The sequence below is a fragment of the Pseudomonas sp. KH_040 genome (genome assembly GCF_057839305.1).
This window is the reverse complement of sequence record NZ_CM174487.1, coordinates 911,183-924,832: the sequence shown is the minus strand read 5'-3', so window position 1 is coordinate 924,832 and position 13,650 is coordinate 911,183. Positions and strand designations below refer to the sequence as shown.

Here is a 13,650-nt window from a genome sequence, read left to right as displayed (position 1 = left end):
GCTCCGCTACTGGCGCGCGCTTCGCATGATATTCACCGGCCTAACTTACTACATTACCTACGACTCTGGCAGGCGCCGTCTGTAACCCTTTGTGAAACACTTTCTACACAATATTCGTTAATGCTAGCCGGGCGAAATACTAAAAACCTATCACCCCGCACAAAAACCTCGTTTTACTCGCTACGCCCGCGATAACCCCAAGCCAGCATGTATTGCTCGCGGGAGCTGCCACGAGAGGAGTCCGGCTTGATCATCTGGATCTTGTCGAACTTCTTGCGAGCATCCTTCAGGTAAACATCAAACCCTTCACCCTGAAAAATCTTGATCACGAAATTACCACCCGGCTTGAGTATCCGTTCAGCCAGATCAAGCGCCAACTCGCAAAGGAACATGGCTTTTGGCATATCCACTTCAGGCGTACCACTCATATTGGGGGCCATATCGGAAATCACAAGGTCCACCTGCGAATTACCCACAGCTTCAAGGATCCGCCCGAGCACTTCGTCCTCGGTGAAGTCACCCTGAATGAAGGTCACGTCCGGAATGCTGTCCATTTCCAGGATGTCCGAGGCGATCAAACGCCCCTGACCACCGATCAGCCGGCTGGTGACCTGCGACCAGCCACCGGGCGCTGCACCCAGGTCGACCACGCTCATGCCGGGACGGATCAGCTTGTATTTCTCCTGGATCTCCAGAAGCTTGTAACTCGCACGCGAGCGGTAGCCATCCTTCTGTGCTTGTTTCACATAAGGATCATTGACATGTCTTTTCAGCCAACCAAGGCTTGTCTTGGAACGCGCCATTGGGCACCTCGTTGATAAGGGTCGTGATTAATTGGGCGGATCCACGAGCCCTCGGGTAAAATGGCCGCCATTTTACAGAATCCAGACGAAAGGGTCAGATTATGCCGCTCACTCCAGAGCAGAAGAAACAGTACAAATCCATTGGCCACCACCTGAAACCGGTTTTGACGGTGGCTGACAACGGTTTGACTGAAGGTGTTTTAGCCGAACTTGAACGCGCCTTGGCGGATCACGAGCTGATCAAGATCAAGCTCAACATCCTCGATCGCGAGTCGCGCCTGGCGCACATCGCAGAACTGTGCAAGGTTGGCAAAGCGGACCTGGTGCAGGTCATCGGCAAGATGGCACTGATTTACCGCAAGAACTTCAGCGTCAACAAGCAGCTGTCGAACGTTCATCGCTTCAAGTGATGAAAGGGGTCAAGGGTGTGCCTGGCGCACCCTGCCACTCCATCCCGGCACAGGCTGCATCACCAGCACCAGCCCGGAAAACCCCAGAACCAGATAACTGAATACCTGCCAGCGCTGCGCATCCGGCCAGCCGACACGCACTGCGACAAACATCGCACACGCGTACATCGCCATCAACAGCACCTGTCCGCGAAAATCTCGCCATAGACTGGCAAGGCCCTCGGCCTGTACCAGCACCAAAGCCTGAAAAATAACGCATGCGGCGGAAAACTCCACCACCAGCACTTCAAATGCACTGGCGACTTCATCGATCAGCAACGGTGCCAGGCCAATCTGGCCCAGCGCCGGCTGCAAACCGAGATGAATCAGCCATAGACCGCCGACCCAGAGCATCTGAGTCAGCTGCCAAAGCATGGCGCCCGCATGCAGCGGGCGCCCTTTTTCAGATGTGACGGACTTCGACAATCTCGTACTCGATCACGCCGCTTGGCGTTTTCACGGCGACCACATCGCCCTCTTCCTTGCCAATCAAGGCACGGGCCAAAGGCGAGCCGACCGAAATCTTGCCGAGTTTGAAGTCAGCCTCATCCTCACCCACGATGTGGTAAGTGACGCTTTCATCGGTCTCGACGTTGGCGATTTCGACGGTGGTACCGAAAATCACTTTGCCGGTGTGCGGAATAGTTGTGACATCGATGATGACCTGATTCTGAATCCGGCCTTCGATGTCGCGAATCCGCGCCTCGACCATGCCTTGCTGTTCGCGGGCGGCATGGTATTCAGCGTTCTCTTTCAAGTCACCCAACTCGCGGGCCGTACCGATGTCCTGGCTAAGCTTCGGACGGACGACCTTGGTCAGGTGAGCGTGTTCTTCTTCCAGGGCTTTAGCGCCCTGGACGGTCATTGGGTATTTGATCATGCCTTCAATCCTGCGTGTAGATCCTGCAAGCGGCGCACGGTCTTTTCCGGACCGAACTTCAGCGCTTCACAGATAGCTTCGCCAGCAGCAATGGTGGTGGTGCAATAGATCTTGTGCTGCAAGGCATTACGACGAATGGAGTACGAATCAGCGATCGACTGACGACCTTCGGTGGTGTTGATGATCAGGGTGACTTCGTCATTCTTGATCATGTCGACCACGTGCGGACGCCCCTCGGTCACCTTGTTCACACGGCGCACTTTCAGGCCTGCGGCTTCGATCAGCTTGGCAGTACCGGCAGTGGCAACCACTTCGAAACCCAAGTTGATCAGATCGCGGGCTACGCCTGCAACCAGTGGCTTGTCGTCATCGCGCACGCTGATGAACGCAGTACCGCCGGTCGGCAGCACTTCGCTGGCGCCCATCTGGGCTTTGGCGAATGCTTCACCGAAGGTGTCGCCGACGCCCATCACTTCACCGGTCGACTTCATCTCTGGGCCAAGGATCGGGTCAACGCCAGGGAATTTGGCGAACGGGAACACCGCCTCTTTCACGCTGTAGAAGTTCGGGATGATTTCTTTGGTGAAGCCGATTTCTTTCAGAGTCTTACCGGCCATTACGCGGGCAGCGATCATCGCCAGGGAAACACCGATGCACTTCGATACGAACGGTACGGTACGGGAAGCACGCGGGTTGACTTCGATGACGTAGATGTCTTCGCCTTGCAAAGCCAGCTGCACGTTCATCAGGCCGACAACGCCCAGTTCCAGGGCCATTTTCTTGACCTGTTCGCGCATCTCGTCCTGGATATGCGCCGGCAGCGAGTACGGCGGCAGCGAGCACGCGGAGTCACCGGAGTGAACGCCAGCCTGTTCGATGTGCTGCATGATTGCGCCGATGACGACGTCTTTGCCGTCGCAGACCGCATCCACGTCCATTTCGATGGCGCAGTTGAGGAAGTGGTCGAGCAGCACCGGGCTGTCGTTGGACACTTGCACTGCATCACGCAGGTAACGCTTGAGCTCGTCTTCCTTGTAAACGATTTCCATCGCGCGGCCGCCCAGTACATAGGACGGGCGCACCACCAGCGGATAACCGATTTTCGCGGCAGCGCGAACCGCTTCGTCTTCGCTACGCACGGTGGCGTTAGGCGGCTGACGCAGGTTCAGGCGCTCAACCATTTGCTGGAAGCGCTCACGGTCTTCAGCACGGTCGATGGCGTCAGGGCTGGTGCCGATGATTGGCACGCCAGCCGCCTCCAGAGCACGAGCCAGTTTCAGCGGAGTCTGGCCGCCGTACTGAACGATCACACCTTTCGGCTTCTCGACGCGGCAGATTTCCAGCACGTCTTCCAGGGTTACCGGCTCGAAGTACAGACGGTCGGAAGTGTCGTAGTCGGTGGAAACGGTTTCCGGGTTGCAGTTGACCATGATGGTTTCGTAGCCGTCTTCGCGCAGAGCGAGGGCAGCGTGAACGCAGCAATAGTCGAACTCGATGCCCTGGCCGATACGGTTCGGACCACCACCCAGAATCATGATCTTGTCGCGACCCGACGGTGCGGCTTCGCACTCTTCCTCGTAGGTCGAGTAGAGGTAAGCGGTGTCGGTGGCGAACTCGGCGGCGCAGGTGTCAACGCGCTTGTAGACCGGGAACACTTCCAGCTTCTGGCGGTGCGTACGCAGGTTCTTCTCGGTCACACCCAGCAGCTTGGCCAGACGCTGATCGGAGAAGCCTTTGCGCTTGAGCTTGAACATCAGGTCGCGGTCGATAGCGGACAGACCGAGGGTCTTGACCTTCTCTTCTTCCTTGATCAGATCTTCGATCTGCACCAGGAACCACGGATCGATCATGTTCATGCCGAAGATGTCTTCGACCGACAGGCCAGCGCGGAAAGCATCCGCCACGTACCAGATACGCTCAGCGCCCGGCACGGTCAGTTCACGCTTGAGCACGCTCATGCTTTCCGGGTTGCTCAGGTCGAGCTTCTCGTCCAGACCGCAAACGCCCACTTCCAGACCGCGCAGAGCTTTCTGCAGGGATTCCTGGAAGGTCCGGCCGATGGCCATGACTTCACCGACCGACTTCATTTGCGTGGTCAGGCGTGCGTCGGCCTTGGCGAATTTCTCGAAGGCAAAACGTGGCAGCTTGGTCACGACGTAGTCGATCGACGGCTCGAAGGACGCCGGGGTCTTGCCGCCGGTGATGTCGTTCGACAGTTCGTCGAGGGTGTAACCCACAGCCAGCTTGGCCGCAACTTTGGCGATCGGGAAACCGGTGGCTTTCGAAGCCAGTGCCGAGGAACGCGATACACGCGGGTTCATTTCGATCACGACCATGCGGCCAGTGTTCGGGCAGATACCGAATTGAACGTTGGAACCGCCCGTCTCGACGCCGATCTCGCGCAGTACCGCCAGGGAGGCGTTACGCAGGATCTGGTATTCCTTGTCGGTCAGGGTTTGCGCAGGAGCCACGGTGATCGAGTCACCGGTGTGCACACCCATCGGGTCGAAGTTTTCGATCGAGCAGACGATGATGCAGTTGTCCTTTTTGTCGCGGACAACTTCCATTTCATATTCTTTCCAGCCGATCAGCGATTCGTCGATCAACAGCTCTTTGGTCGGCGACAGGTCCAGACCACGGGCGCAGATTTCTTCGAACTCTTCACGGTTATAAGCGATACCGCCACCGGTGCCACCCATGGTGAAGGACGGACGGATGATGCACGGGAAGCCCAGGGTTTCGAGAACCGCGTTGGCTTCTTCCATGCTGTGGGCGATACCGGAACGCGGGCACGCCAGGCCGATGGATTTCATCGCCTTGTCGAAACGCGAACGGTCTTCAGCCTTGTCGATGGTGTCAGCGTTGGCGCCGATCATTTCTACGCCGAACTTCTCCAGAACGCCTTCGCGCTCCAAGTCCAGGGCGCAGTTCAGAGCGGTCTGGCCGCCCATGGTTGGCAGCACCGCGTCCGGACGCTCTTTTTCGATGATCTTGGCAACGGTCTGCCACTTGATCGGCTCGATGTAGGTAGCGTCGGCCATGTCCGGGTCGGTCATGATGGTGGCCGGGTTGGAGTTCACCAGGATGACGCGGTAACCCTCTTCGCGCAGGGCTTTACAGGCCTGGGCGCCGGAGTAGTCGAATTCGCAGGCCTGGCCGATAACGATCGGGCCAGCGCCGAGAATCAGGATGCTTTTAATGTCTGTACGTTTTGGCATGGGTTTGTCACTCAAATCCGCAGGTCAGTCGGCAAGCCGTCTTGATCGATTTCTGAAGTCTCGAAGGGGCCGCCGGTGTCGGGGCCGCCCTCGAGGGGCTTCTCTCTACAGTCTCAAGGCGAACGCTTAGCGTCGCTTGGCCATCTCGTTGATGAAGCGGTCGAACAATGGCGCAACATCATTCGGGCCCGGGCTCGCTTCAGGGTGACCCTGGAAGCTGAACGCGCTCTTGTCGGTGCGCTCGATGCCTTGCAGGGTGCCGTCGAACAGCGATTTGTGGATCGCACGCACATTGGCTGGCAGGGTTTCTTCGTCTACCGCGAAACCGTGGTTCTGGCTGGTGATCATCACGACGCCAGTGTCCAGATCCTGCACCGGGTGGTTGGCACCATGGTGGCCGTGGCCCATTTTCAGGGTCTTGGCGCCGGAGGCCAGTGCCAGCAGTTGGTGACCGAGGCAGATGCCGAATACCGGAATTTCGGTTTCCAGGACTTCCTTGATCGCCTTGATCGCGTAGTCGCATGGCTCCGGATCACCAGGGCCGTTGGACAGGAACACGCCGTCCGGCTTCAGCGCCAGTACATCGGCAGCTGGAGTCTGGGCAGGCACCACGGTGACGCGGCAGCCGCGCTCGACCAGCATGCGCAGGATGTTGACCTTGACGCCGTAGTCGTAGGCAACCACGTGGTACGGCAGCTCGGAAGCGTCGATGGTCGCGTGGCTGTCGGTTTTCAGATCCCAGACAGTCGAACGCCATTCGTATTGAGTCTTGGTGCTGACGACTTTCGCCAGGTCCATGCCCTTCAGGCCCGGGAAGCCTTGCGCAGCGGCGATTGCCGCTTCTTCGGAGATGTTGTCGCCGGCCATGATGCAGCCGTTCTGTGCGCCTTTTTCACGCAGGATGCGGGTCAGGCGACGGGTGTCGATACCGGCGATGGCCACAACGTTGTTGGCTTTCAGGTAGTCGGACAGGGACATCGTGTTACGCCAGTTGCTCGCTACCAGCGGCAGGTCACGGATGACCAGGCCAGCGGACCAGACGCGATCGGACTCGGCGTCTTCCGGCGTGGTGCCGGTGTTGCCGATGTGCGGGTAAGTCAGGGTAACGATCTGTTGGGCGTAGGAAGGATCGGTAAGGATTTCCTGATAGCCGGTCATTGCGGTGTTGAACACCACCTCACCAACGGTTTGACCGTCGGCACCAATGGCTTCGCCGCGAAAAATGCTGCCATCAGCAAGGGCAAGTATGGCTGGCTTAGTCAAGAAGACCTCCCGTAAATAACGCATGAAAGGGCGATCGCAGGTTGTAAAAAAGCGGAGTGACGTATGGACACGTCACCCCGCTTCTTCACTGAATTATTCTGCGCGCTTTTAGTGGACACACTAAAGCTGTAGCTTACAGAAAAAGGCTTTTTTGGTCCACCGCTAAAGAGCCTAAAAGGCCGGAGAATGCGACAGGTCGTCGCCAAGCGGAGAAAAACCAGCGCAAACAGGGCGTTTGCGCTGGGTTCAGCAGTGTATCAACGCAGGTCGAGCACGTCTTGCATGTCATACAGGCCAGGCTCGCGACCATCCAGCCACACCGCCGCACGCACCGCGCCCTTGGCAAACGTCATGCGGCTCGACGCCTTGTGCGTGATCTCCAGACGCTCACCTTCGCAGGCGAACAGCACGGTGTGGTCACCCACCACATCACCACCACGCACGGTGGCGAAACCGATGGTTTCACGCTCACGAGCGCCGGTATGACCCTCACGACCGTAGACCGCGACTTTCTGCAGATCACGCTCCAGCGCACCGGCGATCACTTCACCCATGCGCAACGCCGTACCCGAAGGCGCATCGATCTTGTGACGGTGATGAGCTTCGATGATTTCGATGTCGGCATCATCACCCAGCACACGCGCTGCCATATCGAGCAACTTCAGCGACAGATTGACACCAACACTGAAGTTGGCCGCGAAGACGATAGGAATGTCCTTGCCCGCCTCGACCAGCAACTGCTTCTGCGCAGCGTCCAACCCAGTAGTGCCGATGACCATGGCCTTGCCTGCCTTGCGGCAGAACGCCAGATTTTTCAGCATCACTTCCGGCAGCGTGAAGTCGATCAATACGTCGAACTCTTCAGCCACAGCTTCGACATGCCCGGACAACGGCACGCCGATGCGACCCAGCGAGGCCAGCTCACCGGCATCGACGCCGATCAGCGTGCTGCCAGGACGAACCACCGCGGCGGTCAAACCGGTCAGCGGCGCACTCTGCTGCACGGCCTCGACCAGAATCTTACCCATGCGCCCAGCAGCGCCCATCACAGCTATACGTCGCATGCCGACTCCTTAGAGATCGCCGAAGAAGCGCTTCACACCGTCGAACCAGCCAGTGGTTTTCGGCGAATGACTGTTGTCGTCTGCCAGCGAGCTGCGGAACTCCTCCAGCAGCTCGCGCTGACGACGATTCAGATTGACCGGCGTCTCGACCGCCACACGGCACATCAAATCGCCCGCACCGCCGCCACGTACCGGCGCCACGCCTTTACCACGCACGCGGAACTGCTTGCCGGTCTGAGTACCCTCAGGGATTTTCAGTTTGACGCGACCGTCGAGGGTCGGGATTTCCAACTCACCACCCAGTGCTGCGTCAACGAAGCTGATCGGTACTTCGCAGAACAGATGCTTGCCATCGCGCTGGAAAATGTCGTGCTCGCGCACATTGATGACTACATACAGGTCGCCCGTCGGACCACCTTGCGTACCCGCCTCGCCTTCGCCGGACAGACGAATGCGGTCGCCGGTATCGACACCAGCCGGCACTTTGACCGACAGGGTTTTGTACTCTTCAACGCGACCGTCACCGTGACAGGAATCGCACGGATCGGAAATGATCTTGCCTTGGCCATGGCAACGCGGGCAGGTCTGCTGCACCGAGAAGAAGCCCTGCTGCATGCGCACCTGACCGATGCCGCCGCAGGTCGGGCACGTCGATGGCGACGAGCCTTTTTTCGCGCCGGAACCATCGCACGGCTTGCAATTGACCAGCGTCGGCACACGGATATTCACGGTGGTGCCGCGCACCGCTTCTTCCAGGTTCAGCTCCAGGGTGTAGCGCAAGTCGCTGCCACGCTGAGCGCCGCCACGGGAACCGCCGCGACCGCCACCGAAGAAGTCACTGAAGACATCACCAAAGATGTCCGAGAAGTTCTGACCACCGAAGCCGGCGCCACCACCACCCATGCTCGGGTCGACGCCGGCATGGCCGTACTGATCGTACGCCGCACGCTTGCTCGAGTCGGACAGCACTTCGTAGGCCTCATTGGCCTCTTTGAACATTTCTTCCGACGCTTTGTCATCGGGATTACGGTCCGGGTGGTGCTTCATCGCCAGACGACGGTAAGCCTTCTTCAGGTCCGCATCGCTTGAGCCGCGCTCAACACCCAACACTTCGTAATAGTCACGCTTTGCCATAAGTCTTCTGCACTCTTGAGGACGTTCGGCAAACCCCTCCTGAGGATGGCCAAACTCGTTGAGCCCCAATACAGGCCCGGACCCAACTCACGTCAATTCAACGATCCTGGTCTTTGTTTCTTGCGGTACTTTCGGCACGAAAAGCAGGAGCATTCCCGGCCATACCGCCAACATCCGAACCTTGTCGCATGCTGTAAAAATTCGCATATTCCAGATACGCCAACGCGGGAGCTAGCTCCCGCGCGGCGACATCCTACCAGTCACTGCCTGAAGGCAGTCAACCGACCGACCAACAACTTACTTGTGGTCTTTGACTTCTTCGAACTCTGCATCGACAACGTCGTCAGCCTTCTCAGCCGATTCGCCTTGCGGGGCCGCGCCATCAGCTGGCTGAGCCTGTTCGGCGTACATCTTCTGAGCAACCGGAGCGGAGACTTTCGACAGCTCCTCAACCTTGGCTTCGATAGCAGCTTTGTCGTCGCCTTTGACAGCGGCTTCCAGAGCAACCACAGCAGCTTCGATCGCAGTCTTCTCTTCAGCGGTGACTTTGTCGCCCGCGTCGGCAATCATCTTGCGAGTCGAGTGAACCAGTGCGTCACCCTGGTTACGGGCAGCGGCCAGCTCTTCGAACTTGCGGTCTTCCTCAGCGTTAGCTTCGGCGTCACGCACCATGCGCTCGATTTCTTCGTCGGACAGACCGGAGTTGGCCTTGATCACGATCGACTGGGTCTTGCCGGTCGCTTTGTCTTTCGCACCAACGTGCAGAATGCCGTTAGCGTCGATGTCGAAGGTCACTTCGATCTGCGGCACGCCACGTGGAGCTGGTGGAATGTCGGCCAGGTCGAACTTGCCCAGGGACTTGTTCTGAGTGGCTTGCTTACGCTCGCCCTGCAGCACGTGAATGGTCACAGCGCCCTGGTTGTCGTCGGCAGTCGAGAACACTTGCGATTTCTTGGTAGGAATCGTGGTGTTTTTCTCGATCAGCGCAGTCATCACGCCGCCCATGGTTTCGATACCCAGGGTCAGCGGGCTAACGTCGAGCAGCAGAACGTCTTTCACGTCACCGGCCAGAACGGCGCCCTGAATCGCAGCACCCATGGCAACAGCTTCGTCCGGGTTAACGTCTTTGCGAGCTTCTTTACCGAAGAAATCGGTAACCAGCTTCTGTACCAGCGGCATACGGGTCTGACCACCGACCAGAATCACGTCGTTGATCGCGCCAACGTCCAGACCGGCGTCTTTCATGGCGATGCGGCAAGGTTCGATGGTGCGCTGAACCAGGTCTTCAACCAGTGCTTCGAGCTTGGCACGCGAAATCTTCACGTTCAGGTGCTTAGGACCGGTCGCATCTGCAGTGATGTACGGCAGGTTGACGTCGGTCGACTGAGCGGAAGACAGCTCGATCTTGGCTTTCTCAGCGGCTTCTTTCAGGCGCTGCATGGCCAGCGGATCACCTTTGAGGTTCATGCCGCTTTCTTTCTTGAATTCGTCAACGAGGTAGTCGATCAGACGAATGTCAAAGTCTTCACCGCCGAGGAACGTGTCACCGTTGGTCGCCAGAACTTCGAACTGGTGCTCGCCATCAACTTCAGCGATCTCGATTACGGAAACGTCGAACGTACCGCCACCCAGGTCATAAACAATCACGGTGTGATCGCCCTTGGCCTTGTCCATACCGTAAGCCAGAGCGGCTGCGGTTGGTTCGTTGATGATACGTTTTACGTCCAGACCGGCGATGCGGCCGGCGTCTTTGGTCGCCTGACGCTGGCTGTCGTTGAAGTAGGCCGGAACGGTAATCACCGCTTCGGTCACGGTCTCGCCGAGGTAGTCTTCGGCGGTCTTCTTCATCTTTTTCAGGATTTCAGCCGAGATTTGTGGCGGTGCCATTTTCTGGCCGTTCACTTCAACCCAGGCATCGTTGTTGTCAGCCTTGACGATCTTGTAAGGGACCATCTGGATGTCTTTCTGCACAACTTCTTCGTCGAAACGACGACCGATCAGACGCTTTACCGCGTACAGAGTGTTGTGCGGGTTGGTCACAGCCTGACGCTTGGCCGACTGACCTACCAGGATTTCGCCATCGTTGGCGTAAGCGATGATCGACGGCGTGGTACGCGCGCCTTCAGCGTTTTCGATAACTTTTGCTTTGCCGTTTTCCAGCACGGAGACGCAGGAGTTGGTAGTCCCCAGGTCGATACCGATAATTTTGCCCATGTTAACTCTCCCGAAACTTTGGATTTTTTTGCCGCAGCAGTGGTGGCTGACTGCGGTAATACTTAAACGCTTGACTTCTAAATGGGGGCCTTGCGGCTAATTTCAAGCCTTCTCGTCAATCGAAGGCGAAATTGGCGCAGGCGCCTTGCTGACCACAACCATGGCCGGGCGCAACAGGCGACCGTTGAGCTGGTAGCCCTTCTGGAACACCTTCAGAACGCTGTTCGGTTCTACGTCGGCGCTTTCCTGCATGGCCATCGCCTGATGTTGAACGGCGTTGAACGGTTCGCCATGCGGATCGATCGCTTCCAACTGATAACGCTTGAGGGTGTCGTGGAACATTTTCAGCGTCAGCTCGATACCTTCGCGCATCGGGCGGATGCTTTCGTCGTCCGGGTTCGACAGCTCGAGGCCGCGCTCCAGGCTATCGACGATCGGCAGCAGGTCGCCGGCAAATTTTTCCAGGGCAAACTTGTGCGCCTTCTCGACGTCCTGTTCGGCACGGCGACGGACGTTCTGCAGATCGGCAGCAACACGCAGAGATTGATCCTGCGCGGCGGCCAATTGCTCTTCGAGCACTTGTACACGGGTCGCCAGGTCATCACCCGAACCTTCGGGCGCCTGATTGGCTTCTGGGTTTTGCGTATCTACTGTCTGTTCGTCAGCCATAGAATTCTCCTTTCAATTTCGTCCGCGAGCCTGACTCGCGCTTCTGCCCCGATATATGGGGCCGCAAAATCAGGCTTCAAGGGCCTTCAAGCATTAACCCTACAAAAAAGTGTCGAATATTCATTCCTCAATGCGCTAAGCAGATTTGACCTTCAAGCAAATCGAGCTAAGGGCGGGCATTGTCAGCCTGAAACAAAACACTGTATAAATAACCAGACCTAAAGCTTGGGAGCGGCCTTTATGCTGGTGCACCTGTCCGTACATAACTACGCCATCGTTGAACATCTCGATCTCGAACTCGATCGCGGGATGAGCGTGATCACGGGTGAAACCGGCGCCGGCAAGTCGATCATGCTCGACGCGCTGGGCCTGACTCTAGGTGATCGTGCCGACAGCGGCGTGGTTCGCCCCGGCGCCGACAAGGCCGACATCCTCGCGACCTTCGATCTGGCGGACATCCCTGAAGCCAGCGCATGGCTGGCCGAGCGCGACCTGGAAACGGATGGCCCGTGCATTCTGCGCCGGGTGATCACGTCGGAGGGTCGTTCGCGTGGCTACATCAACGGCACCCCTTGCCCACTCGGTGACCTCAAGTCGCTGGGCGAATTGTTGATCGATATCCACAGCCAGCATGAACACCAGTCCCTGCTGAAAACCGATACCCATCGTCGCCTGTTGGACGAGTACGCCGGCGCTACCGACCTGGCCCGCCAGGTTCAGCTCGCCGCCCAGCGCTGGCGACAGACTCGCCAGGAACTGGAACGCCTCTCCAATTCCGGCGACGAACAACGCGCGCGCCACCAATTGCTGAGCTATCAACTCGAAGAGCTGGAAAATCTCGGTCTCGGCGATAACGAACTTGAGCAACTGGAGCAGGAACACAAAAACCTGACCAACGCCGAGACGCTGCTGGGCATTTGCCGGCAAGTGGTCGAGCAATGCAGCGAAAGCGATTCTGGCAATGTATTGAATGCACTGACCGCCAGCCTCAACCGCCTGTCGAGCGTGAATAACTCCGTCGGCGCACTGGGCGAAGCCAGCAGCCTGCTGACCAGTGCGCAGATCCAGGTCGAAGAGGCCGTTGGCGAACTCAATCGCTTCCTCGATAACTTCGATGCCGATCCGGCACGCCTGCAGTATCTGGAAGAACGCCTCGACGCGATCTACACCCTGGCGCGCAAGCACCGGATCCAGCCGACCGAAGTGGGTGAGATGCAGCAGAAGTTGCTGGATGAAATCGAAACCCTCAACGCCAATGATGAATCCATCGAGCGCCTCGGTGAAGAGCTGGCCTCCTATGCCCGCCACTATCAAGAGAAGGCACGGGAACTGAGCGATTTGCGGCATCAGGCTGCCGGCAGTCTCGCCAGCGCGGTTGAGCAGGAGATTCAGCGACTGGGCATGCCTGGCGGCCGATTCACTATCGAATTGAAGGCTAACAGCAGCGATGAGTTGCTGCCCAACGGGCTGGAACAGGTCGAATTGCTGGTCAGCGCCAACCCGGGCCAGCCGCTGAAGGCACTGGCAAAAGTCGCTTCCGGTGGTGAGCTGTCACGGATCAGCCTGGCAATTCAGGTGATCACCGCACAGACCTCCCGCGTTCCGACACTGGTGTTCGACGAAGTGGACGTCGGCATCGGCGGCCCGACGGCTGAAATTGTCGGCCAACTGTTGCGCCGTCTCGGCGATCGCGGCCAGGTATTGACCGTGACGCACTTGCCACAAGTAGCAGCGCAGGGTCATCAGCATCTGTTCGTGCACAAGGTGCGCGGTGAAGAGGCAACGCACACCGCCGTCTCCAAGCTGAGCAAGAACGACCGTATAGAAGAAGTGGCGCGCATGCTCGGCGGCATCGATCTGACTAAAGAGTCCTTGGCTCACGCGAAAAAAATGGTCGTTACCGCCAAGGTTTAGGAACGACAGAAAGCACGAAGGCGACCCTTGGGTCGCCTTCGT

11 protein-coding genes are annotated in these 13,650 nt (G+C 58.1%); 2 read left to right on the top strand and 9 right to left on the bottom strand.

The genetic code is table 11. The annotated features are described in order from the left end of the window. Positions 1-173 precede the first annotated feature (173 nt). On the bottom strand, positions 174-803 hold the full coding sequence (gene rlmE / locus AC3IUF_RS03975; RefSeq protein ID WP_007915237.1) for a 23S rRNA (uridine(2552)-2'-O)-methyltransferase RlmE: 630 nt from the start codon (positions 801-803) through the stop codon (positions 174-176). A gap of 101 nt (positions 804-904) precedes the next feature. Here rlmE and AC3IUF_RS03970 point away from each other — a divergent pair, with 101 nt between their 5' ends. Further along, on the top strand, positions 905-1,213 hold the full coding sequence (locus AC3IUF_RS03970; protein WP_007915235.1) for a YhbY family RNA-binding protein: 309 nt from the start codon (positions 905-907) through the stop codon (positions 1,211-1,213). A gap of 9 nt (positions 1,214-1,222) precedes the next feature. On the opposite strand, the gene AC3IUF_RS03965 is transcribed toward AC3IUF_RS03970, so the two are convergent. The 8 genes from AC3IUF_RS03965 to grpE all read right to left on the bottom strand — a co-directional run bounded on the left by AC3IUF_RS03965 (position 1,223) and on the right by grpE (position 11,694). Continuing rightward, positions 1,223-1,627 (bottom strand): MFS transporter, encoded by a 405-nt coding sequence (locus AC3IUF_RS03965; protein WP_489280449.1) that lies wholly within the window; start codon positions 1,625-1,627, stop codon positions 1,223-1,225. Between the two features lie 28 nt (positions 1,628-1,655). Then, complete coding sequence (gene greA / locus AC3IUF_RS03960; RefSeq protein WP_003221530.1) at positions 1,656-2,132, bottom strand: transcription elongation factor GreA; 477 nt, start codon at positions 2,130-2,132, stop codon at positions 1,656-1,658. Then, positions 2,129-5,350, bottom strand: a complete 3,222-nt coding sequence (gene carB / locus AC3IUF_RS03955; protein ID WP_007915231.1) for a carbamoyl-phosphate synthase large subunit — start codon at positions 5,348-5,350, stop codon at positions 2,129-2,131. The genes greA and carB overlap by 4 nt, the downstream gene beginning before the upstream one ends. A gap of 126 nt (positions 5,351-5,476) precedes the next feature. Continuing rightward, positions 5,477-6,613, bottom strand: coding sequence for a glutamine-hydrolyzing carbamoyl-phosphate synthase small subunit (carA, locus tag AC3IUF_RS03950; RefSeq protein WP_007915228.1), 1,137 nt, complete (start codon positions 6,611-6,613; stop codon positions 5,477-5,479). Between the two features lie 257 nt (positions 6,614-6,870). Beyond that, the gene (gene dapB / locus AC3IUF_RS03945) at positions 6,871-7,677 is read right to left on the bottom strand and encodes a 4-hydroxy-tetrahydrodipicolinate reductase (RefSeq protein ID WP_007915223.1); all 807 of its coding nucleotides are present in this window, start codon (positions 7,675-7,677) and stop codon (positions 6,871-6,873) included. A gap of 9 nt (positions 7,678-7,686) precedes the next feature. Further along, positions 7,687-8,811: a molecular chaperone DnaJ gene (gene dnaJ / locus AC3IUF_RS03940; RefSeq protein WP_007915222.1), complete on the bottom strand. Its 1,125-nt coding sequence runs from the start codon at positions 8,809-8,811 to the stop codon at positions 7,687-7,689. 297 nt (positions 8,812-9,108) lie between these two features. Next, complete coding sequence (gene dnaK, locus AC3IUF_RS03935; protein WP_007915221.1) at positions 9,109-11,025, bottom strand: molecular chaperone DnaK; 1,917 nt, start codon at positions 11,023-11,025, stop codon at positions 9,109-9,111. Between the two features lie 102 nt (positions 11,026-11,127). After that, positions 11,128-11,694 carry a nucleotide exchange factor GrpE gene (grpE, locus tag AC3IUF_RS03930; RefSeq protein ID WP_007915219.1) on the bottom strand — a complete coding sequence of 189 codons (567 nt, stop codon included), beginning with the start codon at positions 11,692-11,694 and terminating at the stop codon, positions 11,128-11,130. Between the two features lie 240 nt (positions 11,695-11,934). Here grpE and recN point away from each other — a divergent pair, with 240 nt between their 5' ends. Next, complete coding sequence (recN, locus tag AC3IUF_RS03925) at positions 11,935-13,608, top strand: DNA repair protein RecN (RefSeq protein ID WP_007915217.1); 1,674 nt, start codon at positions 11,935-11,937, stop codon at positions 13,606-13,608. Positions 13,609-13,650 lie beyond the last annotated feature (42 nt).